Below are 24,542 nucleotides of genomic sequence, written 5' to 3'. Positions count from 1 at the left end.
GCCCCGGCGAACTGCCGCGGGCTTGACGCGCATCAAGGGCGAGAAGGCCGGAAAGCGTAACCATATGCACATGGCACGCTTAAACAAGGAGGCCTTCATGTACCGCCGCATTTCCGTCCACCTGGACCACGGATTCGACTGCAAACGCCGCATTGAAGCTGCCCTGGCCCTGGCCAAGCGGCACAAGGCCGAGCTGGTCGGCATCTACGCCAACGCCGCGCCGCCGCAGTATTACTACGGCGAGTCCGTGCTCATGTCGCGTTCGCTGGGCATCATCAAGGAGTTGCAGGCGCAAAGCCGCGACGCGGTGGAAACCGCCTTTCTGGAGGCCGCGGCCGAAGCGGACGTGCCCGCATTCATGCGCGCGGGTACCTCCTCGCCCAGCGAGACCGTGGCGCTGCTGGGCCGCACCACCGACCTGATCGTGGTCAGCCAGGAAAACCGCGAGGACGTCGAGGCCGCGCACGAGATCGAGTTCGTCGAACAGACCCTGCTGACGGCGGGCCGGCCGGTGCTGGCGATTCCGTCCAGCGGCGAATTCCCGGTCATCGGCGACCGCGTGCTGTGCTGCTGGGACGGCAGCCGCGAAGCCGCCCGCGCGCTGGCCGATGCGGCACCGATATTGCGCCTGGCCTCGCACATGGTCGTGCTGACCATGGACGAAGGCGCCGCCAGCCCCAAGCATGAAGCGCCGTTCGAGGACCTGGCCACCTATTGCGTGGCGCAGGGCATGCCGGCGCCCGAGCATGTGCGCCGCGACATCAAGGGCGTAGGCGTGGGCAGCACCATCCTGAACGCCGCCGCCGACCATAGCGCGGACCTGATCGTCATGGGCGCCTATGGCCACAGCAAGCTGCGCCAGTGGGCGCTGGGCGGGGCGACGGCGTCCATCCTGAAGAGCATGACCGTGCCGGTCATGTTCTCGCACTAGCCTTGGCTTGCTAGCCCCGGCGCACCGGGGTCAGCACCGGCCTGCCGCCGAAGTGCGCCGTGGCGTTGTCCAGGAACAGCGCCACGGTGGCATGCACCGCTTCCGGCGAGCGCCCCGCGTTGTGCGGGGTCAACACCACATTGTCGAGCTCGATCAGTGCCTTGGGTACGTCGGGCTCGCCATCCACCACGTCCAGGCCCGCGCCCGCAATGCGGCGCTCGGCCAAGGCCGCGATCAGTGCCTGCGTGTCGACCACGCTGCCGCGCGCGATGTTCACCAGATAGCCTTCCGGCCCCAGCGCTTCCAATACCTGCGCGTCCACCAGGTGGCGCGTGTCCGATCCGCCCGGCGTCGCCACCACCAGGAAATCCGATGCCGCAGCCAGCGCGCGCGGGCTGTCGAAGTAGGCATAGCCCGATTCCGGGCGAACGCTGCGGCTGTAATAGCCCACGCTCATGCCGAAGCCGTTGGCGCCGCGCCGCGCGATTTCCAATCCGATGGTGCCCAGGCCCAGGATCCCCAGCCGCTTGCCGGTGACCTGCGGTCCCATGAAGCCGCTCCAATGGCCCTGGCGCACCGACGCATCCGCTTGCGGCAGGCGCCGCGCCGCGCCCAGCAGCAGGGCCATGGCATGGTCCGCCACCGATACCGCGTTCGCGCCCGGACCATGGGTCACGACGATCCCGCGCTCGGCCGCAGCGGCCAGATCGATGTTTTCGTAGCCCACGCCCAGCGAGCAGGCGATTTCCAGCTTGGGCATCGCCGCCATTTCCTGCGCGTACAAGCCGGTGGCTCCGCGCGTGAGCACGATGCGGATCTCCGGGCCGTGATCACGGATCGCCTGCGCGCGTGAATCGGCGGTAGGCGCAAAAATCGCGCGAAAGCCGCGCGCTTCGATTTCGGGCAGGTAATCCTGCACGCTTTCTATCAAGACAAGCAAGGGGATGGTCATGTCGGGAATGCCGCGGATGGCGGAGGGCTGCACAAAAACCCGGCGATCTTACGCCTGGGCGCAAGCCCGCGCCACCCGCCGGTCCGCCAGACGGCCGCCCGGCGCTCGGACCGATGCGCGAGCCGTCCGACACGGCTCGCGCCTTCATGACCGCATTGGACCTGCTAGAGCCGGCCGGTCAACAGCATCACAATCAGCACGATCAGCAATATGCCCAGTATGCCGCTGGGGTAATAGCCCCAACCGCGGCTATGGGGCCAGGCCGGCACGGCGCCGACCAGGAGCAGGATAAGAATAATCAGCAGGATGGTCGACATGGCGACTCCTCGGTTCTTGTTGGGATCAGGGAAAAGCCACAGCCCGCGTCAGGGGCTGGGCGGCGTGATCTCCTTGCCGGGCGGCGACAAGGGCGGCAGGTCCACGTCCGGTTCGTCGGTATCCGGATCAACAGGCAGGTCGCCGGGCGGCGAACCTGGCGGGATCGGATCTGGCTTGGGCGGAACGTGCAGGTAGTACGAGTACGCGATGTGCATGGCTGTCTCCGGGGAAAATCCACTCATCCATCAGCAAGCCGCGTGCCCAGCCCCTTCGTCGGGGATTGCGGGCACGCCGCATGCTGATGACAGCGTCCCTGTCCCCCTGTTTGCCGCAGACGACATGAACCCAAGTTCCCGAACGGCACCCGCCCGCGGCGGCGCAGCGCTGGTCTATTACGACGACAGCCAGGCAGGCTATGCCCGGGTCCGTGTCAACGGCAGCGCCTTCCACTACCTGGACGCCCAAGGCAGACGCATACGCAGCGCGCGGGAAATCAAGCGCATCGACGCCCTGGCAATACCGCCGGCATACGAAGAAGTGTGGATCTGCCCTACCCCGCTCGGGCATCTGCAGGCCACCGGGCGCGATGCCCGAGGACGCAAGCAGTACCGCTACCACTCCGATTGGACCGCAGTGCGCGATGCGAGCAAGTATCAGAGCCTTGCAGCCTTCGGCCAGACGCTCCCGCGCATACGGCGGCAGGTCGAGCGCGAACTCCGTACCGCCGGGTTGTCCCAGAACAAGGTGATAGCCGTACTGGTACGTTTGCTGGAGACGACGCTGGTGCGCATCGGCGCGCGCGAGTACGCCCGAACCAACAAGTCCTATGGCCTGACCACGCTCAAGCGGCGGCACGCCAGCGTGACGGGCGACAAGTTCCGCTTCCGCTTCCAGGGCAAGAGCGGCGTGACCCACGACGTCAGCGCCGCGGACCGGCGCGTGGCGCGCATCATCAAGCGCTGCCTGGACATACCTGGCCAGCAACTATTCCAGTATCTGGACGAGGACGGCGGCAGCCATCCCGTCGATTCGGGCGCGGTCAACGCCTATCTGCGCGCAGCCGGCGCGGGCGATTTCACGGCGAAGCACTACCGTACCTGGGCAGGCTCCGTCATGGCCTATGCCGCCCTTCAGGCGAACCCGCACGAGAGCGCCGCCCAGGCGCAGAAGACGGTGGTGGAAGTGATCAAGCAGGTCGCGCGGCGCCTAGCCAATACGCCAGCCGTATGTCGCGCCTGCTATGTGCATCCGGCCATTCTGGCCGCCTATCTGGACGGCACGCTACCCGCGCGCTCAGCGGCGCCGCGGGGGCCCCGTGGACTGAGTGCGGACGAACGCCGCCTGCTTGCCTTCCTGGGCGGAGAGGCCGCTGCGGCAGCGAACGCCAAGCAAGCGTCAAAGGATCGATGAGCGCGCGTTCTTGGCCCGCGGTTGCGGCGCGGAACCGTCCGCCCAGTTCGACTCGGTGCGCGTGTCGGCCACGACGCGCTTGTCGCGCGCGGCCTCGTCCGGGGTCGAGGCGTCTGGTTTATCCGGTCTGCGCGGCACATCGACGAGAGCGCGCGGCGGCAGTATCTTAGCGTTGTCTTCCGCCCGCTTGCCGGCTTGCGCCGGCTTCGCGGATCCGGGTATGGATGCTGGCTTCATGCGTGGCTCCTGCAGTGGCTCCCCCGTAGGGAATACGAGTTCCCATGCTAGGGCTCCAGGCCGCTGCGGTCATCGCAGCGCGGCATCAAATTGCAAGCGGATGTGGCCCGGCCCCCAGGCATGCCCGTTGCTGCGCGTACCGGGCGCACACAAGGAGATGCAATGCGAGACCAAAATTTCGAGCAATGTGTGCAAGCCTGCTATGAATGCGCCGTCGCCTGCGATGTTTGCGCGTCCGCCTGCCTGCGCGAGAACCCGGCGCACATGCGGCGATGCATTGCGCTGTGCACCGATTGCGGCGCGGTTTGCCGGCTTTGCGCGGCCATGCTGGCACGCGACGGCGAGTTCGCCAATGCGCTTTGCACCTTGTGCGCATTGATATGCGATGCGTGCGCGCGCGAATGCTCATCGCACGAGGCAGAGCATTGCCAGGTGTGCGCAGGCGCGTGCCTGAGCTGCACCCTGGCCTGCCGCGACATGCTGGAGGCCTGAAACCTTCCGATCCGCTGCGCGGCCGCCCGGGCCGGTCCGCGCAGGCGCATTTCCCGCCCGACAGCCAGGAGCTACCGATGGCCTCTACCAACACCCCCCTGCCCTCAGACTTTCCGGAAAACGGCCCGGACAACCGCGGCGCGCACAGGCGAGCACGGCATCCCGAGGCCTGGATCGACGATCTGGAAGCCACGCTCAGCGATGCCTCGGCGACCGATCTTGAGGCGCTCAAGGCGCGCCTGTCCGAACAGCTGCACGCCACGCGGCGCAGCTTGCGGGACGCTTCCGACCACGCCGGCGACCTGATGCGCGAGACCATAGACTGCACCGAGGAGTACATCCACGCCCGGCCCTGGCAGGCCATCGGCCTGGTGGCCGGCGCAGCTTTCCTTTTTGGCGTGGTGGTGGGACGGCAGTAGCCCCGGCGCGCGCGGCGGGCCAGGCATGGCGTTTGCTCGGCAATGGGGAGGCGCCTGTCGCGCCTGCCCACCAGGAGGCCCACATGAGCAAGCCCGATCAAGCCGACACCGGCGCCCGCCCGCATCCCAAACCGCCCATGCCGGCCCAGCACCTGGAAAAGCCGGGGCAGGAAGCCGACATGGTTCTCAAGCCACAGTACCAGGCGCCGCAGTACAAGGGCAGCGGCAAGCTCGAGGGCATGGTTGCGCTGGTGACAGGCGGCGATTCCGGCATAGGCCGCGCGGTCTGCCTGCTGTATGCGCGCGAAGGCGCCGACGTAGCGGTCGTCTATCTCAACGAGCAAGAGGACGCTGAAGACACCCAGCGCGCCGTGGAAAGCGAAGGCCGCCGTTGCCTGCTGATCGCAGGCGACGTACAGGAACCCGCGTTTTGCGAACAGGCGGTGGCACAGACGATCCGGGCGTACGGCAAGCTCGACGTCCTGGTGAACAACGCCGCCTATCAGCAGCACACGGACACGCTGCCCGAGATCAGCGACGAAAAGTGGGACAAGACGCTGCGCACCAATATCACCGCCTACTTCCAGATGGCGCGCGCGGCGCTGCCGCATCTGCGCGCGGGCGCCTCCATCATCAATACCGGATCGGTCACGGGCCTGCGCGGCAGCGCCAGGCTGTTGGACTACTCCACCACCAAGGGCGCGATCCATGCCTTTACGCGATCGCTGGCCGCCAACCTCGCCGCCAAGGGCGTGCGTGTGAACGCAGTGGCGCCGGGACCCGTATGGACGCCGCTGAATCCTGCGGATCAAAGTCCGGAGAAAATCACGGAATTCGGCAAGCACACGGACTTGGGGCGGCCGGCGCAGCCCGAGGAAATCTCTCCGGCCTATGTCTTCCTGGCTTCGCCCGTGTGCGCCAGCTACATCACCGGCATCGTCCTGCCCATTACCGGCAGCGCGGGCGATTGAGGCCTGCGCGGCCCGTTACTTTGCCGGCGCGATCGATGCGGGCGCTTCGCGCGACGCGGGTGAAACCGCCGGCGCTTCGCCCTTTGTTGCCGGCTGGATCTTGTCCGCATCGGCGGGCGGCGTGCGTTGCAGCTTGCGGCCCATTGCCAGATGCTCGGCCAGCATGGGCAGCGCGCGCACGGCGAAATCGCGCACCTGCGGATCCTTGGACTCGCGCGCAGCCGTCTCGAACAGGCGGTTGGCGGTAGTATGCGCGTCCACGGCCGCCTTTTCGATATAGAGCGCGTCGAAGTCGGGGCCTGTCCTGTTGCCCAGCTGTTGCAGGGTGTCGCGGTCGGGTTCGGACGGTTCCGCTGGCAGCTTCACCTGCTTGCGTCCGGCCAGGGTCTTCAGCTGGGCGTTCATGGCGCCATGCTGCTCCAGCATCCGCGCGGCGTATGCTTTTACGTCGCGGTCCCCCGCAAGCTTCTTCGCCAGCTCCGCCGCCTCCACCTCGAACATGCCTGAGCCCGCCGCCGCCTGCAGGAAGCGCGCTTCCGGCTCCGCCAGCTCCTGCGCCTGCACCCCGCCCAGCACGCCGGGCGCGGCCAGCAGGCATAGCGCGACGACGCCGCAGAGCCATAAGGTCTTTTTCATGTCCGTCTCCCTCGGCCTAGTTCGCCATCGTCGACGCTTCCACATGCCGCGGCGGCGTCAAGGGGTCGAAGTCTTCCCATTTGCCATTCAACCAGCGGCCCTGTGCGCGCTCGATGTCCGTGCCGCCAGCCTGCGTCAGCACGGTTCTTGCCAACGCATCGCGGTCCGGTGATATGTGCAGCGCCAGCATCACGCCCGCCTGGCGTACGGCGGGATGCGCGTCACGGGCGACGGACGCCGCCGGATGCCTGCGCCGTCCGCGCCCGATCACCCATAGCGCGCCGGCCAGCGCGCCCAGATAAGCGCCTACCCCCGCAGCGGCAATGACGATCAAGACCGAAGCCCCGACCCGGGCGGCGATCAACCCGCCCAGCAGCGCAAACACCAGACCCAGCGCGGAAGCGCCCGCCACCGCGCCGAAATGGCCGCCCCGGGCGTCGGGGTCGGCCACGCGGTCGCCGCCTATCGGAAAGCGCGCGTGTTCACCCGCCGTGTTGATGTAGAAGGTATGGATGTCGTCTTCGGTGAATCCTTCGGCGCACAGCTTGCGCGCCGCCTCGGCGGCGTGGTCGAAAGTGTCGAAACGGGCGGCAACGATCAGGGACATTGTGCTCTCCTTCGGGAATCATTCCCTGGCTGCCAGCAACCGCCGTGCCCGCTCTCGGGCATGGCAGTTGCTGTAGCGCTGGCGAGCGGCCTGGTCCGGCAGGTTCAGAGGCCGTCCGCCCGCAGTCCCGCCTACCCGCATTCTGCGTAAGGACTTCCACATGGACATGCCCGGCAACCAAGAAGATTTTTCCGAACTGGAAGAAGATCCTGCTCCTCCCCCGGTTCCTCCCGAGGCCCGCGGCCTCTCCCTCCTGGACTGGTCGGCGTTGATCGCGGTGGTCGCGGGGGGGCTGAACTGCGGCCTGATCGCGGCGGTGAACCTGGATGTCTTCGCGAAGGTGCTGCCGTCGGCCGCCGCGACGCGCGGCGTCTACGGCCTGATCGGACTGGCCGCGCTATACAGCGTGGTGCTGCTGTTCCGGCTGGGCGAACAAGAGACGAACGTAAACGCGGACGAACAGCCGGAACAAGCGGCGGACTGAAACCGCCGCGAACGGCTACTTTGAGCCGGGCCGCTTGCCCGGATACTGGCCGCCTTCCTCGTACTCGGCGCCCTTGTCATTGGGCTTCTTGTCCGACTCGCGTTTGGGCGCCGCGGGCGGCTTGCCGAAGTCCGGCTTGTCCGTCCCGAACTGGCCGCTGCGATGCGCGGCTTCAGTTTGCGTGCGCGGCGCATTGGCCTTGCCTTGCTCCGTGTCCGCCTTTTCGTGATCTGCGCGCTTGGTTTGCATGTTCGTATTCCCGTGGTCGTTCAATGAATGCTTGCAGCGTGCGCATGGGCAGCGCCTGCGGCAAGGTGCCGGAGCAAGCGGCGTGCCCGCCAGGCCCGGGAACGCCGCTTGCTTGCACATGCGGCCAGGCCCGGGCGATGCCGGGTCCCCACCCTAGGAGTCAGCCATGAATCTGTCCCGAGTCGTTTTCCCCGCCGTCGCCCTGAGCCTTTCCGCCCTGGCGTTTCAGGCCCAGGCACAAACCGCGCAAACCAGCGCCGGCCCCGTGCGCAGCAACGCCCAGATCGATGACCAGTACAAGCTGGACAAAAAACACTGCGACGGCATGAAAGGCAACCAGAAGGACGTCTGCCAGCAGCAGGCCGAAGCCACGCGCGACAAGGCCCGGGCCGACGCCAAGGCAGGCAAGGAAAAAGCCGAGGCCTCGCACGACGCGGCGAAGGTGCGCAACGACGCCGACTACAAGGTTGGCAAGGAGAAGTGCGACGCCATGTCCGGCAACGCCAAGGACGCGTGCATGGCCGACCTGAAGACCCGGTACGGCAAATGAAGTCAGGGCCGGTCCTGTTTCCGGCCAGGCGCCGCGGCGGCGCCTTCCGCGTCCGCCGCGGCGTACTCCTCGAGCCGGTTGTACAGCGTCTTGGGGCTGATGCCGAGTACCGCCGCGGCCTGCTTTTTCACGCCGTTGCAGCGCTCCAGCGTCGCCAGGATCAGGCGGCGGTCCGCTTCCGCCAAGGTTTCTCCCACAGGCACGCTGACCTGGCCGCCCTCGCCCGCCGGCGACACCCGCGGCGTCAGCATGTCCACTTCCAGCGTGTCGCCGTCCGCCATGATGAAGGCGCGGCGCACGTAGTTCTTGAGTTCGCGCACATTCCCCGGCCATGCATACTGCTGCAGCGCGGCCAGCGCGCGCGGCGAGAATTCCTTGCTCTTGCCGGATTCCTGGTTCAAGCCTTGCAGGAAGCGATTCGCAAGGAACAGGATGTCGTCGCCGCGCTCGCGCAGCGCCGGCAACTTGATGGGGAAGACGCTCAGCCGGTAATAAAGATCCTCGCGCAGTTTGCCTTCCTTCACTGCTTGCTCGGGATCGCGGTTGGTCGCGGCGACGATCCGGATATCGCAGGCGATCTCCCGATTGGTGCCCACGCGCATGAACTGCCCGGTCTCCAGGACCCGCAAGAGCTTGACCTGCAGGTCAAGCGGCATTTCGGTCACTTCGTCCAGGAACAGGGTGCCGCCGTCGGCGCGCTCGAAGTAGCCCTTGTGCTGGCGGTCCGCGCCGGTAAAGCTGCCGCGCTCGTGCCCGAACATTTCGCTTTCGATCAGGTTGGGCGAGATTGCGCCGCAGTTCACCGCGATCAGCGGCCGCTGGCGGCGCGCGCTGAGTTCATGGATGGCGTGCGCGGCCAGTTCCTTGCCCGTGCCGCTTTCGCCGATCAGCAAGGTCGTCACATTGGTCTTGGCCACGCGGCCGAGCTGCCGATAGAGCTCTTGCATGCAGTCCGACGCGCCGTACATCTTGCCGTAGCGTCCCGGCTCCTCGAATGGGGCGCCCGAAAGCTCGCTGCCCGAATTCGCATTCACTCGCGCGAAGATGCCGTTCAAGCGCTCCATGCAGATCGGCTTGACCAGGTAATCGGTGGCCCCAAGTCGCAAGGCCTGCACCGCGTTGTCGACGGTGCCGTGCCCCGTCATCACGACGACCTCCGCGCTGGCGGCGGCCTCGCTCTTGAAGATCTCCATGCCGCTGCCCTCGGGCAGGCGGATGTCGGTCAACACCAAGTCGGGCGCATGGCGCTCCAGCTGGATCAGCGCATCCTTGACGCTCGCTGCCAAGGCCACGGAAAAACCGCTTTCGCGTCCGATCTCGGCCAGGGTTTCGCGTATCGTGGGGTCGTCATCAACGATCAGCAGATGAGGCATGCTTGCTCCGTATCGCGGATGTTGTTGTAAGTCCTTCAGCATAGCGACTACAGGTGGGCCGGGGGTAAATGTTCGATACTTTCCACCAAGATTTTCGAATACTTGCAAATCGTCGCATCCTGCCCTGGTCCAGTTCACTAGCATGGGTTGTGACGTTCACGGTCCGTGCAGGACCCAGGAATCAGCATGCCGAATCGCACCCCGAACGCCGCGCGCGCGCCGGCGCAGGCGTCCCCGGACGTACTGACCGACGCGTCGGGCCTGTCGCCCGTGATGCAAAAGCTCGGCGTCCAACTGCAGTTGGCTGCGGCCACCGACGCCAGCGTCTTCATCGTGGGCGAAAGCGGCACGGGCAAGGAAATCGTGGCGCGCGCCATCCACGACGCCAGCGAACGCCGGGAACAGCCCTTTGTGGCCGTGAACTGCGGCGCCATCAGCGGCAGCCTGGCGCATGCCGAATTGTTCGGCCATGAAAAAGGCAGCTTCACCGGCGCTGTGGCACAGAGCGCCGGCTACTTCGAGTACGCCAGCGGCGGCACGCTGTTCCTGGACGAAGTGACCGAAATGCCGCCGGACCTGCAGGTCAACTTCCTGCGCGTGCTGGAGGCCGGCACTTATCAGCGCGTGGGCGGCTCGGACCTGCTGCGCGCCAATGTCCGCATCATCTGTGCCAGCAACCGCGATCCCTTCGCCTCCGTCGCGCAAGGCCGCCTGCGCCAGGACTTCCTGCACCGGCTGCTGGTGATTCCGTTGCGCGTGCCGCCGTTGCGCGAGCGCGGCGACGATGCGCTGGTGCTGGCGCACTGGTTCCTGAATACCCTGAACACCGCCAACGGTACGCAGAAGACCTTCTCTGCGCAGATGCTGGATGCGATCTCCCTGCATGATTGGCCAGGCAATGTCCGCGAGCTGCGCAACGCCGTGCAGCGCGCGTTCATCCTGGCCGACGGCGAGCTCGAGGACGAGCTGTTGCCGCGGAACCGCGGCGGGCGGCATGCCATGCTGCGCGACGGCGCGTTGACGCTGCCCATCGGCATGTCGCTGGGCCAGGCACAGCGCGCATTCATCCTGGCGACGCTGGCCCATCACGCGGGCGACAAGCGCAGCGCCGCCGAGACTCTGGGCTTGAGTCTGAAGACGCTCTACAACCGGCTCGACGACTACGAGAAGGACTAGCGGGATCCCGCCGGCACGTGAGCATCCGGACCGCGCGGGAGAGCATTTCTTACCGCTTCCTTGTAATACTGGGCCGGCGCCGCACGCGCGCCGGCCGCCCCCCGCCCGCTGGGGCACCTGGCATGGTCTTTGCTTGAGTTTCAGGATGAGCTGCCCGTCGGCAGCCGCTGTCCAGGAGACTCGATTGGTCTACCCCTCGCAAGAATTGCGCCTGCGTCAGCAGATGACGCTGGCGCCCCGCCTGCAGCAATCCGTCAAGCTGCTGCAGATGACCGCCCTGGAGTTCACCACCGCGGTCGAGCAGGCCCTGGCCAGCAATCCCTTCCTGGAAGACGCCGATGAGCAGGAGGCCGAAGCAGGCCCCGCCGTTGCGGTCTTTCCTCCTTTGGCGGACGGCGCCGATCCGGCTCCGCCGGAACCCGTCCCGCAGGAAGAACCGCCGCTGCCGGACGCGCCGGCCTACTCCGGCGATTATCCGACACGCGGCCAGGGCGACGGCCCCGAGCGTGACCAGGGCCTATGGGCCGCGTCCACGCTGTCCATGAGCCAACGGCTGTCGCTGGAGCTGGGCAACTATCAGTTGGCGCCGCGCGACCGGCTGTTGGCGGAGTACATCATCGATGCACTGGATGACGACGGCTACCTGCGGGTGCCGCTCGCCAGCCTGTGGGGCGATGCACGCCGCGGCGCCGAAGCCGTCCCCGACGAAGGCGAATGGATGACCGCGCTGCGCCTGGTCCAACAGCTGGATGCGCCTGGACTGGCTGCGCGCGACCTGGCCGAATGCCTGTTGCTGCAATTGGCGGCAGCGACCGGCATCGGCGACGCGCTACGCGCCCTGTCCATGCGCATCGTGGCCGAGCAGCTCGAGCGGCTGGCCCGCAACGACTGCGCCGGCCTGCGCCAGCAGCTGGGCTGTTCTGAAGACGCCTTGCGCGAGGCTTGCGCGCTGATCCGCAGCCTGGACCCGAAACCGGGAGGCCGCTACAGCGCCGAAGCGCCCGTCTACGTCGTGCCCGACGTGTTCGTCGACAAATGGCAATCGCGCTGGCGCGTGCTGCCCAACCGCAACGCCATGCCCCAGGCGAGGCTGCACCAGACCTATGCCGAACTGTTCCGGCGCGCCCGCCTGGACGATCGCAGCCCCATGGCCCAGGAGCTGCAGGAAGCCCGCTGGCTGGTGCGCAACGTCGAACAGCGCTACATCACGATCCAGCGCGTGGCCGAAGCCATCGTCAAGCGCCAGCAGACCTTTTTCGAATATGGCGACGTGGCCTTGCGGCCCTTGATGCTGCGCGAGGTCGCCGATGACCTGGACATGCACGAATCCACGGTGTCGCGCGCCACTGTCGGCAAGTACATGGTGACGCCGCGCGGGGTGTTCGAATTCCGTCACTTCTTTTCCCGCGAACTGGCCACCGACACTGGCGGGTCCTGCTCCGCCACGGCCGTGCGGGCCCTGATCAAGGAAATGGTCGAGGCCGAGGACCCGGCGATGCCGCTGTCGGATGTGGCCTTGACCCAGCAACTGGCGGCCAACGGCATCCTGCTGGCGCGGCGAACGGTCTCGAAGTACCGCGGGCAATTGCGCATGCCGCCCGCGGAATTGCGCCGCCGCCATTAGGCCGTCTCAGGTCAGGGCCGGGCCTGCTGCCCCGGCCTGCCCGGCGCACTGTCCAGCATGCCTTGCACGCGTTCGGACAGCTTGTCGAGCTGGAAGGGTTTGACGATCAGCTCCAGCCCCTGTTCAAGAAAGCCCTGGCCGCGCGCCGCGCTTTCCGCGTATCCGGTCATCAACAGTACGCGCAGGCCTGGACGCGCCAGGCGCGCGGCGTCGGCCAATTGCCTGCCATTGAGTCCCGGCAGCCCCACATCGGTCACCAGCAGGTCGATGCTGCGCGCGGACTGCAACACCTCCAGTCCGGCCTCGCCGTCCACGGCGGTCAACACCTCCAGGCCGAGTTCGGCCAGGCATTCGCGCACCATCTCGCGCACGTTCGCATCGTCTTCCACCACCAGCACGACTTCCTTGCGCGCCGCGCCGCGCGTAGCGGCCGCCGGGAGTTCGCCGTGCTGCACGCTTTCGGGCGCGCCGTCATGGCGCGGCAGGAACAGCCTGACCGTAGTGCCCACGTCCACCGTGCTCTCCAGGCTGGCCGCGCCGCCAGCCTGCTTGGCGAAGCCATAGATCATGGACAGGCCCAGCCCGGTGCCCTGGCCCAAGGGCTTGGTGGTGAAGAACGGGTCGAACGCGTGCGCCAGCACGTCCGGCGGCATGCCGCAGCCCACGTCCTTCACCGATACTTCCACGTAGCGTCCCGCATGCTCCCCGGCGCATTGCGACAGGAGCGGATCGTCCGGCTCCACGTTGCGCGCGGCAACCGTCAGCGCGCCGCCGTTGGGCATGGCGTCGCAGGCGTTGATCACCAGGTTCAACATGGCGTTCTCGAACTGGTTCTTGTCACAGCAGACCGTCCACAGTTCCGGCTGCAGGTCCAGCCGCAGCGCCACGCGTTCGCCGGTATAGCGGTGGAACAGCGCCACCATGGATTGCAGTGCGGACGCCGCGCAGAACGGCTTGGGGTCGATGGGCTGGCGGCGCGAGAACGTCAGGAGCCGCTGCGTCAGGTGCGCGGCCCGGTTCGCGGAATCCATGGCGACGTCGACGAAGCGCAGCGCCTGTTCCGGCGCGCCCGCCGTGATCTTGCGCTCCACCAGGTAGAGCGCGCCCGAGATCCCCTGCAGCATGTTGTTGAAATCATGGGCGATGCCGCCCGTCAGGCGCCCCACCGCCTCCATTTTCTGCGACTGCCGCAGCGCGTTCTCGGTGTCGTGCAAGGCCTCGGCCTGCAGCTTGAGGTCGGTATCGTCCCGGCCGGTCATGTACAGGCTGTCCTGGGTCCAGGACATGCTCCAGGTTATCCAGCAATAGCCACCCTCGCGCTTGAGCAGGCGGTTCTCGAGATGCTTCGCACCAGGACGGGGGCCGGCGTCGCCGGACGCCCAGCTCCACGCCGCCAGCGTCGCCGCCAAATCCTCCGGATGGATCAGGTCGCGCAGCGCCATCGACATGAATTGCTCGGGAGTCCAGCCCAGGATGGGCCGCACCGCGGGGTTGACGCTGGCGAAGCGCCCTTGGCGGTCGATCACCGCGAGCAGCTCCGGGGAAAGACGCCAAATGCGGTCACGCTCCGCGATCGCATCCTCGACGCGCTGTTCCAGCGTCCGTGCGTACTGCGAGCGCTCGACCGCGGCGCACATGCGCTCGGCCACTTCCTCGATGAACGCGATGTCGCTGCTCTTGAGCCTGCTGCCCGACCCGGGACATGCCAGCATCGCGCCTGCATGCCGGCCCCAGCGCCGCAGCGGCACGACGATGGCCCATGGGCGGATCTCGCCGCCCGCTTCCCCAAGCAGCGGCGCCAGGTAGGTCGTGCGTCCCAGCCGCAAGGCCGCATGATAGTCGTCGCCCAAGGCATCCAGCGTATGCGGCGGCTGGCCGAGGAGCGCGGACCCCGGGGGCCAGACCGAGGAAATGACCGGGGTATGATCCTCGCCCCGCGTATCCAGCACCGCCATCTGCCCAAGCGCCAGATGCTGGCACAGCCCTTCGCAGGCGGCCTGCTCTATCTCTTCCTCGCGATGCAGTTCGCGCATGCGGTCGCCCAGCGCAGCCAGGTAATTCTTGCGGTGCTGCCCTTCCCACAGTTCAGCCTCGGCCGATTTGCGCGCGGTCACGTCCAGGAACAGCGCCATCATCCGGCCGGCGCCATCCTTGCGCGCGCGCGCCTCGTACCAGGCTTCCTTGGGCGCCGGCACCATGAACTCGAACTGGATAGGCTCGCCGGTCTCGACCACCTGGGCGAAGGTGTCCATGATCTGCCCGGGCACGCCCGGGATCATCTCGCGCAGCGTGTGGCCCAGCGTATCGCCTTCCTTCATGCCGGTCTGGCGCTCGAACGCGGGGTTCACCTCCAGGAAGCGGAAATCGACGATGCGGCCGACATCGTCGCGCAGCGCCTCGCTGAGAAAGAACGCCTCCTGCATGCCGGCGAACATCGCACGCCAGCGTTCGCCGCTTTGGCGCAGCGCCAGTTCCGTCAGATGCCGTTCGATCGCCAGGGCGGCGCTGCGCGTCACCAGCGCGATCGCGTCGATATCGTGCGCCGATGGCGAGCGCACCACCGCGTAGTAATTGGAAAACACGCCCAGCAGGCGGCCATCGGGCGCCTTGATCGGCGTGGACCAGCAGGCCCGCAAACCGTGCGACAGGGCCAGGTCGCGCCAGCGCTCCCAACCCGGATTCAGGGCGATGTCTTCCACATAGACCGGGCTGCCTGTGTAGGCCGCCTCGCCCCAGGATGCGCTGCCGGGGCCGATGACGGCCTTATGCACCGCGGTGTTGTAGGCCACCGGCAGGCTGGGCGCGGCGCCGTGCAGCAGGAAGCCGCCAGTTTCGTCCACCAGTGCGATGGATGTGCGCAGCTCCACGCTGGACTGCGCCTCGATGGCATGCAGCACGTGCTCCAGCACTTCGGCCAATGGCATGCCGGCGGCTATGCGCTGCAACATGATGCGCTCGTCTTCCAGGCGGGCAAGCGTGTCCGTCCAGGGTAGCGCCACTCGGTCCCGCTTGGTCAGCATGTCGGCCCCCCTTGCCCCTCGACTGTATTGCGCCTGTGGGCGCGCAGCCGAAACGCTAGGTAACGCGACGCTACGGTTCCCGGCTCAGTTGCCCGTCTTCAGCGGCTGACGTTCCAGCCGCAGCGCCTGCAAGGCTTCGGGCTTGTCGACCAGCACGCATTGTTTACCGGTGCGGGTGCAATGGTCCTTGACGCGCCAGTAGGCGCCGTGGCTGACGCAGCCGGTCTGGCAGATCACCAGGTCCGCGGCCACCAGGCTGGCTTCCAGCGTTTCGCCATCGGCATCCGCGCCGCCGTCATGGCCGAGATAACGCCCGCCGGCCAGTTCGACCATCTTGCGGGTCAGCGCCAGTGCCACCGCGTCCTCGCCGACGCACAGCACCGCCTTCTCGCGCAGCACCACCGCGGGCGGCGCGGGACGCCAGGCAGGCGGTTCCGCAAGCGTCTCGAGTTCACGCGCGCCAGCGCCGGCCCGGCCCTGCCAGGCCAAGCGCTCGCGCATGAGCGTCTGCACGCGCTCCATCAACTGGGCGACGCGGCGCGCCAGCGCCACGCGTTTGGGCAGCCCTGGAATGGAAGTCTCCAGCGTATTGCGGTCTTCACGCGCCCAGGCCAGCGCCGTGTCGCGCTGGATGACGGCTGCGCGCAGGCGCATGGCCTCGCTCTCCAGATACAGGATGCGCGCGGCCTGGGCCGCCAGGAGTCGGCTGCAATGCGCTTGCGCCTGTCCGTAGGCGGCAAGCAGCGCGGCATGCTCGCGCTGCAGGTTATGGCTGTCGGGAGAAATAGGATTCATCGCGGCCCTCGGATCTGGATGGGATGGCGCTCACCGAGCGTGCCGCAAATTATAAATGAGAATTAATATCTTTTATGGCATTCTAGGAGACGCCCCGCCCCACCGCGGCCGATGCCGGCACGCGGCCAGTGCGCTTGTACAGGCCCGCGCTGATGGCCAGCGCCAAAGTCAGCAGTCCGCCCGCCATCGCGGCCACGCCGGCCCACTGGCCCGTGGTCCAGAAGTGTCCGCCCAGGGATCCGAGCACGCTGGAACCCACGTAGTACACCAGCAGATAGAGCGACGCCGCCAACGCCTTGTAGCCGCGCGCCATCTGTCCGACCCAGCCGCTGGCGACGGCGTGGGCCGCGAAAAAGCCGAAAGTGAACACCACGATCCCGGCGATCAGCAGCGGCAGCCAGTTGGACAGCGTCAGCAGCAGCCCCGCCAGCGCCATTCCGGTGGCGGCCGACAGCATCGCGCCGCGCCCATGGCGGTCGGCCAGGCGGCCGAACCAGGTCGACGCGAAGATGCCGACCAGATAGACCACGAAGATGAAGCCGATGAAGGTCTGGCTCAGCGAAAATGGTGGCAGCAGCAGGCGAAAGCCCACGTAGTTGTAGACCGTGACGAACGCGCCCATCAGCAGGCCGCCCAGCGCGAACAGCCCGCATAGGGGACCATTCTTCAGGTGCGAGGCGGCGCCTGCGCGCACATCGCCCCACACGCCCGCCCAGCCCCTGCCCCGCTGCGGCGCAAACCGGCGCGACGCGGGCAGCAGCCACACGAACAGCACCGCCGCCACGATGCCCAGGAGGCCCAGCGTGCCCAGCGCGGCGCGCCAGCCGAAATGATCCGACACCAGGCCGGTGATGACGCGGCCGGACAGGCCGCCGAACGCGCTGCCGCCGATGTACAGGCCCATGGCGAAGCCCAGGGTGCCGGGTTCGACCTCCTCGGCCAGGTAGGCCATGGCCAGCGCCGGCACGCCGCCCATCGCCAGCCCTTGCAACGCGCGCAGCGCCAGCAGGCTGTGCCAGTCGGGCGCGGCGGCGGCGATGGTGCCCAGCAAGGCGGACGCGAACAGCGACAGCGCCATGGCGCGCTTGCGCGGCACGGCTTGCGAAAACAAGCCCACGAAGAAGATGGCGACAGCCAGGAAGCCGGTACACAGCGATAGCACCAGGCTGCTCTGCGCGGGCGACACGCCGAACGCATGGGTGAACAGCGGCATCAGCGGCTGCACGCAATACAGCAGGGAAAAAGTGGAAAAACCGGCCGCGAACAAGGCCCACTGGGCGCGCCGCAACCCGGGGGTGCCGCGGGCGAGATGATCAGTAGGCGCAGAGACAGGTTCCGCCGGCGCGGACGCGGCGATTGGGGACGAGGGACTGGCTAAGGGGGCAGACATCGGGATTCTCGAAAACGGCGGGCATGCAGCCCACGTAATCAAAGTAGACTTTTCCCCTGCATATGTCCAATATATGAAAGTCACCCCGACCATATGTAATAACGATGGAATTGCGCCACCTGCGGTATTTCACCGCCGTCGCCGAAGAGCTGCACTTCACGCGCGCCGCCGCCAGGCTGGGCATAGGCCAGCCGCCGCTGAGCCAGCAGATCCAGCAGCTGGAACGCGAAATCGGCACCCCGCTGTTCCTGCGCCTGCCGCGGGGCATCGCGCTGACCGAGGCCGGCGCCCAGTTCCTGGAGGACGCCCGCGCCATCCTCGCCAGCGCCGATCGCGCCATCGACACGGCCCGCCGGCTGGGCCGCGGCGAGCGCGGGGCGATCACCGTGGGGTTCACGGCGTCGGCGGTGTTCCACCCCTACCTGCCACGGGCCATCCGCGCGTACCGGGACCGCTATCCCGACGTGCGCGTCACGCTTACCGAGAGCAATACGGTCACGCTGCTGCGCGGCCTGCGCGCGGGCGACGTCGACGTCGCCTTCGTGCGGCCGCCCTACGTACTGGACCCGGAGTTCGAGTCCGAGCGCGTGCTGGACGAACCCATGCTGGTGGCGCTGCCGCCAGACCATGCGTTGAGCCGCAAGCGCAGCGTGCCCATCGCCGCGTTGGCGGACGAGGACTTCGTGCTGTATCCGCGCCCCATCGGGGCCGGCTTGTACGACGCCATCATGTCGGCCTGCCAACGCGCCGGCTTCGTGCCTCGGGTCATCCAGGAAGCGCCGCAGATGGCTTCCATCGTCAGCCTGGTGGCGGCCGGCGTGGGTATTTCCATCGTGCCGGCGGCGATGCGGCACATGGGCGCGCAAGGCATCGAATACCGGCCCATCAAGGGCGACGCGCCGCATGCCTTGCTGGACATGGCCTACCGCCGCCACGACCGCTCGACGGCGGCGGGCAACGCCGTGGACATGCTGCGCGCGCTGGCCCATCCCTGAGGGCCGCGCGGTATCGCCCTGTCGCGTTTGTCATCTTCTGTAAAACCAGCGCCCAGGCCACAATGTAAATTTGGCGCGCGCGGCGGGCCGTCCCTGCCCAAAGGACACGGCGCCGCGCGATTCCAACCTGTCTAAAGGTGAAATAGTGCGACGTACCCTTCTGGCCTTGGCCATTGCGACGATCCCCGGCCTGGCCGCAGCCGCCGGGCTGCCTTCCTCCATCGGTTCCGTGACCGTCTACCAGGACCGCGCGGTCGTGACGCGCGCCGCCAGCAGCGAGCTGGCCGCGGGCGAACACGAACTGGTGCTGGAGAAGCTGCCGGCCAGCCTGCAGGAGAATTCGCTGCAAGTCTCTGCCAAGAGCACCGGCCAGGCGACGTTGCTGGATGTGAAGGTGCGCGACGCCTATCAGGCCGACACCGCCAACGAACGCGTCAAGCAGCTGGAGGAACAGGTACGCAAGCTGCAGGGCCAGCAGGCGCTGCTGGACGACGAAGCGGCAGTGCTGGACAACCAGCGTGAGCTGGTGCTGATGATGCAGCGCGGCGCCACCGAGCCCTCGAAGGACGGCGCGCGCCTGACGCTGGACGAACTGAAGGCGATCCAGTCCCTGAGCGCTGACTCCCTGGCCAAGTCGCTGGCCGGACTGCGCCGGGTGGCCGAACAGAAAGAGGCGCTGGAGCGCGAACTGACCGCATTGCAAGACCAACTGGGCCAGCTGCAAAGTTCGCTCAACCGCCGCACCAAGACCGTCACCCTGCGCGTCAACCTGGCGCGCGCGGGCAAGCTGGATCTGAACGTTTCCTACGCCGTGGCCGGCGCCCGCTGGACGCCCGCCTACGATGCGCGCCTGCGCCCTGCCGACCGCAGCGTGGACCTGGGCTACTTCGGCGTCATCCGCCAGAACACCGGCGAAGACTGGAATAACGTCAAGCTCACGCTGTCCACCGCGCGGCCCTCGCTGGGCGGCGGCGCGCCCGCGCTGCAGCCCTGGATCGTCGACGTGGCCGCCCCGCCTCCTCCGCCCCGTCCGCGCCCCAGCCCGGCGCCGGTCGCCGCGGCCAGGCAAGAAGCCGAAGCCAAGATGTCGCGCCAGCGCGTCCAGTCCTTCGAGGACGCCGCCGCGCCGGTTGCCGAGATGAGGCCGGAACCGCTGGAGCAGGCGACCGCCGAGGTGCAGGCCGAAGCGACCAGCGCATCGTTCCAGATCAAGAATCCGGCCACGCTGCTGTCCGACAATTCTTCGCAACGCGTGGCCATTGCCACGGCCAAGCTGCCTGCCACGCTGCAGTACCAGTCCACGCCGGCCCTGCGCGAAGCCATGTTCCTGACCGCGCACGCCAGCAACAACACGGAATTCCCCTTCCTGGCCGGTTCGCTGAACACCTTCCTGGACGACGCCTTCGTCGCGGCCAGCTCCATGAAGGCGGTGATGCCCGGCGAGAAGCTCGAGTTGGCGCTGGGCGCCGACGATGGCATCTCGATCAAGCGCCAGCTGGTCAACCGCTATACCGAAAGCACCGGCTTTTCGGGCAGCGGCAAGCGCGTGACCTACGAGTACAAGATCACGGTCAAGAACAGCAAGGCCACCAAGGAGCAGGTGTCGTTCAAGGACCGCCTGCCCATTTCGCGCAACGAGAAGATCGTGGTCAAGCTGCTGTCGCCGGCAGACCGCGAGATCAAGCGCGAGGAAGACGGCAAGCTGGTGTGGGACTGGGAAATGGAGCCCGGCAAGTCGCGCGAAACGGTGTTGAAGTTTTCGGTCGACTATCCGGGCGACATCGAGGTGTCCGGCATCTGATGCGCTCAGCGCATCTGGAACGCCTCCTGGTGAAACAGTTCGCTCACCGGCATGCCGCGCCGGTGCAAGCCGTCCTTCAAGGCATCGGCGAATCCCGTCGGGCCGCAGAACCACACGCTGGGCCATCGCGCGCCCGGCTTGTGGTCCGCGGCCAGCTCGGCGGCCGTCAGCGGCCGCTGGGTATCGCTGTAGCGCACCTGCAGCGTCACGTTCGGCACGCGCGCGCATAGCGCTTTCAGATGGTCCGCGAACGGCGCGTCGCCGGCATTGCGGGCGCAGTAGTACAGGGTCGCGACCGGCGCGGTGTCCGGGTCCGTCTGCAGGGATTCCATCCATGAAATGAACGGCGTGACGCCGATGCCCGCAGCCACCCAGATCTGCGGCCGCCCATCGCCGCGCTGGAAGTCGAAGCAGCCATAAGGGCCTTCGATGATGACGTCCTGCCCCACTTGCAGGCTGCGCTGCAGACGCCGCGTGTAGTCGCCGAGCGCCTTGATGGAGAACTGCACCCGGCCGGTGCCGTCGTCCGCGCCGGACACCGTAAAGGGATGCGCGCCCTCGCGCCGGTCCGCCGTCAGGAACGCGAACTGCCCGGCGCGATGGTGCCAGTTGCCCTCCACCCTACAGGTGAGCGCCAGGATGTCGTCGGAAAGATGATCGATGGCCAGCACCTGCCCCCGGTAGCGGCGGCCGCGTCCGATATTGCCGGTCAGCGCCATGACGGCGCAAACCGTCCCCACCGCGGTGCACAGCGCCACCAGCCAGCCGGCGGGCTGCCACCACCAGGCGGCCGGCGTCAGCACCACGCCATGGAAGGCGACCACCAGGAAGATCACCGCGGCGATGCGGTGGACCTGGCGCCAGATGTGGTACGGAAAGCGCCGCCACAGCGTGAGCAACACCATCGCCGCCAGGATCCACACGGCCCATTCGCCGATGTCCTTGGCGGATCCGCGGAACATGTCCAGCAAGGCGGCCGCGCGCGGCGTCTTGGGCACGGGATCGAACAGCGCCAGCAGCAACGGTTTGCCCAATTTGATCAGGTAATGCGCCGCCGCCAGCACGGCGGCCAGGATGCCGCTCCACTTGTGCAGCCGGTACATCTTGTCCAGCCCGCCTATGCGCGTTTCCAGCCACATGGGACGCACCGCCAGCAGCATGATCAAGGCCATGAGCGCGTAGGCGCCCAGGCCTGTCAGCAGGATGAGCTGATCGCGCGCGGTCCAGACGTTGAGTTCGGCCGGAGGTTGCGCCCAATAGGCGCCGGCCCAGGCCAGCAGGGAAATCAGCAGTACGGCGGCCAGTATGCGTCGCATCGGTTCTTCGCTCCATCGAGGGGACCGCGCCACCGTGCGCAGCCCGCATGAAGCCATGGTAAATCCACCCGTGGGGCCAATTTTCCATGCGCGGGCGCAGTCTTGATCGGGGTCAAGTCCGCCGAAAGTCGGGAGGGTCCGGACGGACCCGGCCTGCGCCAGGATACCCCATCGCGCCGGGCGGATGACTCAATGGCTGCGGCAGAATTCGACGAAGGCGTCGGGTTCCAGCGGCACGGAAATGCCGTAGCCTTGCGCCACGTCGCAGCCCAATTCGCGCAGCAACTCCACGTCGCGCTCGTGCTCCACGCCTTCGGCGACCACGCGCCGGCCCAGCACGCGGCCCATCTCGATGGCGGCGGCGACCACCGCGCGCGACGCGGGCTCGCGATGCATATGGACGATGAAGTCGCGGTCGATCTTCAGTTCGGTGAAGGGCATGGCCGAGAACAGACGCATGGAGGCGATGCCCGCGCCGAAGTCATCCATCGCCAATTCAAAGCCGCGCACGCGCAGCAGGTTCAGCGCCGAGGACAAGGCCAGCCAATCGGTTACCGGCTCATCCTCGGTCAGTTCGACCTTGATCAACCGGGCCGGCAGGCCGGCCTGCGCAACGCGCTGCTCCAGCAGGCCCGGCAGGTCGCGCGAACACAGCGTGGAGGCCGAGGCGTTGATCGCGATGGGCACGGCGATGTCCTCGGCATGCATGCGCTGCTGCAGCTCCAGCACCTTGTCGGTCACCAAGCAGAACAAGGTCCGGTCCAGCCCCAGCCGGTGCGCGGCAGGCACGAAGTCCGCCGCCGGAATCGCGCCCAGTTCGGGGTGATCCCAGCGCGATAGCGCCTCGGCGGCGAGCACGCGGCCCGTCGACAGGCTCATCTGCGGCTGCAGCACCACGCTCATGCCCTGCCCCGTGATCAGCGCATGGCCCAACGCCGCCTCGATGACGTCGCGCCGCAGCGAGCGCGGCCGGGTCGAGGCGGCATCGTCTTCGTCGATGCTGCGCAACGCCGTCTTGATGGCCTGCTGCATGGCGCTGCGGGACACCGGTTTGGACAAGGCCTGCGCGGAGGGACAGCCGGCCTGCAGGGCCAGCCGCACGTGCGACTGCAACAGTTCATCGCTGAGGCTGCTGATCCAGATGATGGGCGGCATGCTCTTGAGCCGTCCGGCGTCCACCAGGCGCCGCAGTTCGTTGGGCAGCCGCGTGCCGTCGCCCTCGCCCGTGACGATGTCGCTGATGACCACGTCGTAGAACTGGCGCGTCAGCGCGCTGACCGCTTCTATGCTGCTGCCCAGGCCGGCGACCCGGCGGAAACCCAGCGCCAGCAGCACGTTCTGCAGATAGGCGCGTTCGACCGGGTGGTCTTCGACGAGGAGTATCCGTCGGGTTCCGCCGGGTTCCGTTTTAGGCATGGTCTACCGTCCTACTCATATAGGGCGGGCCCCCGCAGGCGGCCGCTGGAAAACTGTGTCCCCCATGCTAAGGCATCCGCGCGCGCGCTGTCGTTATCGCTAACGGGTTAATGCAGCCCCATCGCCGATAGTCGTAGTATTCGCGGCATCAGCCAGAGGGAGGCAGCCTTCCGTCGCCCCGCGGCGCGGCCGGTGCCATAATAGATGTCTTTCTTCCCGCATCTACGGCACGGAGCTACCCTTGACCCGCATTGACGACCCCCTGCACGACCGCGAGGTCGGCGCGGCCGACTCCACCCAGGACAACACGCGCACCGACGATACCCGCATCAGCGCGGTGCGCCCCTTGATTTCGCCCGCCCTGCTGCAGGACGAACTGCCGGTTTCGGCCGAGATCCAGACGCTGGTCGAGCAAAGCCGCGTCCAGATCGCCGACGTCCTGCACGGCCGCGACGACCGCCTGGTGCTGGTGGTGGGCCCCTGTTCCATCCACGACCATGGCCAGGCCATGGAATACGCGCGCCTGCTGCGCACCGCCGCCGAACAGCACCAGAAAGACCTGCTCATCGTCATGCGCGTGTACTTCGAGAAGCCGCGCACCACCGTGGGCTGGAAGGGCTACATCAACGATCCGCGCCTGGACGGCAGCTTCCGCATCAACGAAGGCCTGCGCCGCGCGCGCGAACTGCTGCTGGACATCAGCGGCCTGGGCTTGCCGATCGCCACCGAATTCCTGGACCTGCTCAGCCCGCAGTACATTGCCGACCTGATCGCGTGGGGCGCCATCGGCGCGCGCACCACCGAAAGCCCCAGCCACCGCCAGCTGAGTTCCGGCCTGAGCTGCCCGCTGGGCTTCAAGAACGGCACCGACGGCGGCGTGCAGATCGCCGCGGACGCCATGGTCGCCGCCAGCGCCAAGCACGCGTTCATGGGCATGACCAAGATGGGCATGGCCGCCATCTTCGAAACCCGCGGCAACCAGGACACCCACGTCATCCTGCGCGGCGGCAAGCAAGGCCCGAACTACGACGCGGCCAGCGTCGACGCCTGCTGCGCCGCCCTGCGCGCCGCCGGCCAGCGCGAACAGGTCATGATCGACTGCTCGCACGCCAACTCCAACAAGTCGCATCTGCGCCAGGTCGACGTGGCCAACGATATCGCCGCCCAGATCTCCCAGGGCGACGGCCGCATCACCGGCGTGATGATCGAAAGCCATCTCGAAGAAGGCCGCCAGGACCTGAAGCCCGGCCTGCCGCTGCGCCGCGGCGTGTCCATCACGGACGCCTGCCTGGGCTGGTCGCAGACCGCGCCGGTGCTGGAAACGCTGGCCCTGGCCGTGCGCCAGCGCCGCGAAAAGGCCGCAAAACCGGCCTGAGAACC

At 67.5% G+C, this 24,542-nt stretch carries 25 protein-coding genes; 12 read left to right on the top strand and 13 right to left on the bottom strand.

From position 1 onward, the window contains the following. Positions 1-97 precede the first annotated feature (97 nt). A complete protein-coding gene (locus tag IAG39_RS16090) occupies positions 98-931 on the top strand; it encodes a universal stress protein (RefSeq protein ID WP_118932436.1) in 834 nt (277 codons plus the stop codon). Positions 932-941: 10 nt separating this feature from the next. Here IAG39_RS16090 and IAG39_RS16085 read toward each other — a convergent pair whose 3' ends face one another. The 3 genes from IAG39_RS16085 to IAG39_RS16075 all read right to left on the bottom strand — a co-directional run bounded on the left by IAG39_RS16085 (position 942) and on the right by IAG39_RS16075 (position 2,416). Next, on the bottom strand, positions 942-1,883 hold the full coding sequence (locus IAG39_RS16085; protein ID WP_118932482.1) for a 2-hydroxyacid dehydrogenase: 942 nt from the start codon (positions 1,881-1,883) through the stop codon (positions 942-944). Between the two features lie 164 nt (positions 1,884-2,047). Further along, positions 2,048-2,200, bottom strand: a complete 153-nt coding sequence (locus tag IAG39_RS16080) for a DUF3309 family protein (protein ID WP_013393887.1) — start codon at positions 2,198-2,200, stop codon at positions 2,048-2,050. 48 nt (positions 2,201-2,248) lie between these two features. Next, the gene (locus IAG39_RS16075) at positions 2,249-2,416 is read right to left on the bottom strand and encodes a hypothetical protein (protein ID WP_013393888.1); all 168 of its coding nucleotides are present in this window, start codon (positions 2,414-2,416) and stop codon (positions 2,249-2,251) included. A 124-nt stretch (positions 2,417-2,540) separates the two neighbouring features. Between IAG39_RS16075 and IAG39_RS16070 the strand changes: the two genes are divergently transcribed. Further along, entirely contained in the window at positions 2,541-3,611 is a 1,071-nt protein-coding gene (locus IAG39_RS16070) for a DNA topoisomerase IB (protein WP_118932437.1), read from the top strand. Here the strand turns inward: IAG39_RS16070 and IAG39_RS16065 are convergent. Further along, positions 3,597-3,848, bottom strand: a complete 252-nt coding sequence (locus IAG39_RS16065) for a hypothetical protein (RefSeq protein ID WP_118932438.1) — start codon at positions 3,846-3,848, stop codon at positions 3,597-3,599. The genes IAG39_RS16070 and IAG39_RS16065 overlap by 15 nt on opposite strands. Before the next feature lie 162 nt (positions 3,849-4,010). On the opposite strand from IAG39_RS16065, the gene IAG39_RS16060 reads away from it, so the two are divergent. The 3 genes from IAG39_RS16060 to IAG39_RS16050 all read left to right on the top strand — a co-directional run bounded on the left by IAG39_RS16060 (position 4,011) and on the right by IAG39_RS16050 (position 5,730). Continuing rightward, positions 4,011-4,340 (top strand): four-helix bundle copper-binding protein, encoded by a 330-nt coding sequence (locus IAG39_RS16060; RefSeq protein ID WP_059376006.1) that lies wholly within the window; start codon positions 4,011-4,013, stop codon positions 4,338-4,340. 77 nt (positions 4,341-4,417) lie between these two features. Then, positions 4,418-4,759 (top strand): YqjD family protein, encoded by a 342-nt coding sequence (locus tag IAG39_RS16055; protein ID WP_054454257.1) that lies wholly within the window; start codon positions 4,418-4,420, stop codon positions 4,757-4,759. 83 nt (positions 4,760-4,842) lie between these two features. Further along, entirely contained in the window at positions 4,843-5,730 is an 888-nt protein-coding gene (locus tag IAG39_RS16050; RefSeq protein ID WP_118932439.1) for an SDR family oxidoreductase, read from the top strand. A gap of 15 nt (positions 5,731-5,745) precedes the next feature. Here the strand turns inward: IAG39_RS16050 and IAG39_RS16045 are convergent, their stop codons facing one another. Continuing rightward, complete coding sequence (locus tag IAG39_RS16045) at positions 5,746-6,366, bottom strand: DUF4142 domain-containing protein (RefSeq protein WP_059376001.1); 621 nt, start codon at positions 6,364-6,366, stop codon at positions 5,746-5,748. 16 nt (positions 6,367-6,382) lie between these two features. Continuing rightward, positions 6,383-6,973 (bottom strand): hypothetical protein, encoded by a 591-nt coding sequence (locus tag IAG39_RS16040; protein WP_059376000.1) that lies wholly within the window; start codon positions 6,971-6,973, stop codon positions 6,383-6,385. A gap of 160 nt (positions 6,974-7,133) precedes the next feature. On the opposite strand from IAG39_RS16040, the gene IAG39_RS16035 reads away from it, so the two are divergent. Next, complete coding sequence (locus tag IAG39_RS16035) at positions 7,134-7,457, top strand: DUF378 domain-containing protein (RefSeq protein ID WP_059375997.1); 324 nt, start codon at positions 7,134-7,136, stop codon at positions 7,455-7,457. A 15-nt stretch (positions 7,458-7,472) separates the two neighbouring features. Here IAG39_RS16035 and IAG39_RS16030 read toward each other — a convergent pair whose 3' ends face one another. After that, the gene (locus IAG39_RS16030; protein ID WP_059375995.1) at positions 7,473-7,706 is read right to left on the bottom strand and encodes a hypothetical protein; all 234 of its coding nucleotides are present in this window, start codon (positions 7,704-7,706) and stop codon (positions 7,473-7,475) included. Between the two features lie 166 nt (positions 7,707-7,872). Between IAG39_RS16030 and IAG39_RS16025 the strand changes: the two genes are divergently transcribed. Continuing rightward, a complete protein-coding gene (locus tag IAG39_RS16025) occupies positions 7,873-8,256 on the top strand; it encodes a hypothetical protein (RefSeq protein ID WP_059375993.1) in 384 nt (127 codons plus the stop codon). Positions 8,257-8,258: 2 nt separating this feature from the next. Here the strand turns inward: IAG39_RS16025 and IAG39_RS16020 are convergent, their stop codons facing one another. Then, entirely contained in the window at positions 8,259-9,629 is a 1,371-nt protein-coding gene (locus tag IAG39_RS16020) for a sigma-54-dependent transcriptional regulator (RefSeq protein ID WP_118932440.1), read from the bottom strand. A gap of 273 nt (positions 9,630-9,902) precedes the next feature. On the opposite strand from IAG39_RS16020, the gene IAG39_RS16015 reads away from it, so the two are divergent. Continuing rightward, the gene (locus IAG39_RS16015) at positions 9,903-10,805 is read left to right on the top strand and encodes a sigma-54 interaction domain-containing protein (RefSeq protein WP_165867826.1); all 903 of its coding nucleotides are present in this window, start codon (positions 9,903-9,905) and stop codon (positions 10,803-10,805) included. Between the two features lie 145 nt (positions 10,806-10,950). Then, complete coding sequence (locus IAG39_RS16010; RefSeq protein ID WP_118932442.1) at positions 10,951-12,429, top strand: RNA polymerase factor sigma-54; 1,479 nt, start codon at positions 10,951-10,953, stop codon at positions 12,427-12,429. 11 nt (positions 12,430-12,440) lie between these two features. Here IAG39_RS16010 and IAG39_RS16005 read toward each other — a convergent pair whose 3' ends face one another. The 3 genes from IAG39_RS16005 to IAG39_RS15995 form a co-directional block, all read right to left on the bottom strand. After that, a complete protein-coding gene (locus IAG39_RS16005; protein WP_118932443.1) occupies positions 12,441-15,449 on the bottom strand; it encodes a GAF domain-containing protein in 3,009 nt (1,002 codons plus the stop codon). Between the two features lie 84 nt (positions 15,450-15,533). Continuing rightward, entirely contained in the window at positions 15,534-16,244 is a 711-nt protein-coding gene (locus tag IAG39_RS16000; RefSeq protein WP_118932444.1) for a DUF2325 domain-containing protein, read from the bottom strand. A gap of 82 nt (positions 16,245-16,326) precedes the next feature. Continuing rightward, positions 16,327-17,634 (bottom strand): MFS transporter, encoded by a 1,308-nt coding sequence (locus IAG39_RS15995; protein WP_118932445.1) that lies wholly within the window; start codon positions 17,632-17,634, stop codon positions 16,327-16,329. A 104-nt stretch (positions 17,635-17,738) separates the two neighbouring features. Between IAG39_RS15995 and IAG39_RS15990 the strand changes: the two genes are divergently transcribed. Both IAG39_RS15990 and IAG39_RS15985 read left to right on the top strand, forming a co-directional pair. After that, positions 17,739-18,629 (top strand): LysR family transcriptional regulator, encoded by an 891-nt coding sequence (locus tag IAG39_RS15990; RefSeq protein WP_118932446.1) that lies wholly within the window; start codon positions 17,739-17,741, stop codon positions 18,627-18,629. Positions 18,630-18,774: 145 nt separating this feature from the next. After that, positions 18,775-20,430, top strand: coding sequence for a mucoidy inhibitor MuiA family protein (locus IAG39_RS15985; RefSeq protein ID WP_240633243.1), 1,656 nt, complete (start codon positions 18,775-18,777; stop codon positions 20,428-20,430). A gap of 5 nt (positions 20,431-20,435) precedes the next feature. Here the strand turns inward: IAG39_RS15985 and IAG39_RS15980 are convergent, their stop codons facing one another. Together IAG39_RS15980 and IAG39_RS15975 are read right to left on the bottom strand one after the other, a co-directional pair. Further along, positions 20,436-21,746, bottom strand: a complete 1,311-nt coding sequence (locus tag IAG39_RS15980) for a ferric reductase-like transmembrane domain-containing protein (RefSeq protein WP_118932448.1) — start codon at positions 21,744-21,746, stop codon at positions 20,436-20,438. A 189-nt stretch (positions 21,747-21,935) separates the two neighbouring features. Continuing rightward, positions 21,936-23,162 (bottom strand): EAL domain-containing protein, encoded by a 1,227-nt coding sequence (locus IAG39_RS15975; RefSeq protein ID WP_059375971.1) that lies wholly within the window; start codon positions 23,160-23,162, stop codon positions 21,936-21,938. Positions 23,163-23,403: 241 nt separating this feature from the next. Between IAG39_RS15975 and IAG39_RS15970 the strand changes: the two genes are divergently transcribed. Then, positions 23,404-24,537 carry a 3-deoxy-7-phosphoheptulonate synthase gene (locus IAG39_RS15970; RefSeq protein WP_059375968.1) on the top strand — a complete coding sequence of 378 codons (1,134 nt, stop codon included), beginning with the start codon at positions 23,404-23,406 and terminating at the stop codon, positions 24,535-24,537. Positions 24,538-24,542: the final 5 nt, after the last annotated feature.

Source organism: Achromobacter xylosoxidans (assembly GCF_014490035.1).
Classification (GTDB): Bacteria; Pseudomonadota; Gammaproteobacteria; order Burkholderiales; family Burkholderiaceae_B; genus Achromobacter; species Achromobacter bronchisepticus_A.
Note: the sequence above shows the minus strand (reverse complement) of the source record. Positions and strands in the feature narration are given on the sequence as shown.

What these genes read in the sequence shown, in the direction of transcription:
- IAG39_RS16085 (WP_118932482.1), bottom strand. Translation starts at nt 1,883, where the DNA reads ATGACCATCCCCTTGCTTGTCTTGATAGAAAGCGTGCAGGATTACCTG.
- IAG39_RS16035 (WP_059375997.1), top strand. Translation starts at nt 7,134, where the DNA reads ATGGACATGCCCGGCAACCAAGAAGATTTTTCCGAACTGGAAGAAGAT.
- IAG39_RS16010 (WP_118932442.1), top strand. Translation starts at nt 10,951, where the DNA reads ATGAGCTGCCCGTCGGCAGCCGCTGTCCAGGAGACTCGATTGGTCTAC.
- IAG39_RS16080 (WP_013393887.1), bottom strand. Translation starts at nt 2,200, where the DNA reads ATGTCGACCATCCTGCTGATTATTCTTATCCTGCTCCTGGTCGGCGCC.
- IAG39_RS16025 (WP_059375993.1), top strand. Translation starts at nt 7,873, where the DNA reads ATGAATCTGTCCCGAGTCGTTTTCCCCGCCGTCGCCCTGAGCCTTTCC.
- IAG39_RS15975 (WP_059375971.1), bottom strand. Translation starts at nt 23,162, where the DNA reads ATGCCTAAAACGGAACCCGGCGGAACCCGACGGATACTCCTCGTCGAA.
- IAG39_RS15995 (WP_118932445.1), bottom strand. Translation starts at nt 17,634, where the DNA reads ATGTCTGCCCCCTTAGCCAGTCCCTCGTCCCCAATCGCCGCGTCCGCG.
- IAG39_RS16065 (WP_118932438.1), bottom strand. Translation starts at nt 3,848, where the DNA reads ATGAAGCCAGCATCCATACCCGGATCCGCGAAGCCGGCGCAAGCCGGC.
- IAG39_RS16005 (WP_118932443.1), bottom strand. Translation starts at nt 15,449, where the DNA reads ATGCTGACCAAGCGGGACCGAGTGGCGCTACCCTGGACGGACACGCTT.
- IAG39_RS16070 (WP_118932437.1), top strand. Translation starts at nt 2,541, where the DNA reads ATGAACCCAAGTTCCCGAACGGCACCCGCCCGCGGCGGCGCAGCGCTG.
- IAG39_RS16030 (WP_059375995.1), bottom strand. Translation starts at nt 7,706, where the DNA reads ATGCAAACCAAGCGCGCAGATCACGAAAAGGCGGACACGGAGCAAGGC.
- IAG39_RS16020 (WP_118932440.1), bottom strand. Translation starts at nt 9,629, where the DNA reads ATGCCTCATCTGCTGATCGTTGATGACGACCCCACGATACGCGAAACC.
- IAG39_RS16000 (WP_118932444.1), bottom strand. Translation starts at nt 16,244, where the DNA reads ATGAATCCTATTTCTCCCGACAGCCATAACCTGCAGCGCGAGCATGCC.
- IAG39_RS16050 (WP_118932439.1), top strand. Translation starts at nt 4,843, where the DNA reads ATGAGCAAGCCCGATCAAGCCGACACCGGCGCCCGCCCGCATCCCAAA.
- IAG39_RS16055 (WP_054454257.1), top strand. Translation starts at nt 4,418, where the DNA reads ATGGCCTCTACCAACACCCCCCTGCCCTCAGACTTTCCGGAAAACGGC.
- IAG39_RS16040 (WP_059376000.1), bottom strand. Translation starts at nt 6,973, where the DNA reads ATGTCCCTGATCGTTGCCGCCCGTTTCGACACTTTCGACCACGCCGCC.
- IAG39_RS15990 (WP_118932446.1), top strand. Translation starts at nt 17,739, where the DNA reads ATGGAATTGCGCCACCTGCGGTATTTCACCGCCGTCGCCGAAGAGCTG.
- IAG39_RS16045 (WP_059376001.1), bottom strand. Translation starts at nt 6,366, where the DNA reads ATGAAAAAGACCTTATGGCTCTGCGGCGTCGTCGCGCTATGCCTGCTG.
- IAG39_RS15980 (WP_118932448.1), bottom strand. Translation starts at nt 21,746, where the DNA reads ATGCGACGCATACTGGCCGCCGTACTGCTGATTTCCCTGCTGGCCTGG.
- IAG39_RS16090 (WP_118932436.1), top strand. Translation starts at nt 98, where the DNA reads ATGTACCGCCGCATTTCCGTCCACCTGGACCACGGATTCGACTGCAAA.
- IAG39_RS16075 (WP_013393888.1), bottom strand. Translation starts at nt 2,416, where the DNA reads ATGCACATCGCGTACTCGTACTACCTGCACGTTCCGCCCAAGCCAGAT.
- IAG39_RS16015 (WP_165867826.1), top strand. Translation starts at nt 9,903, where the DNA reads ATGCAAAAGCTCGGCGTCCAACTGCAGTTGGCTGCGGCCACCGACGCC.
- IAG39_RS16060 (WP_059376006.1), top strand. Translation starts at nt 4,011, where the DNA reads ATGCGAGACCAAAATTTCGAGCAATGTGTGCAAGCCTGCTATGAATGC.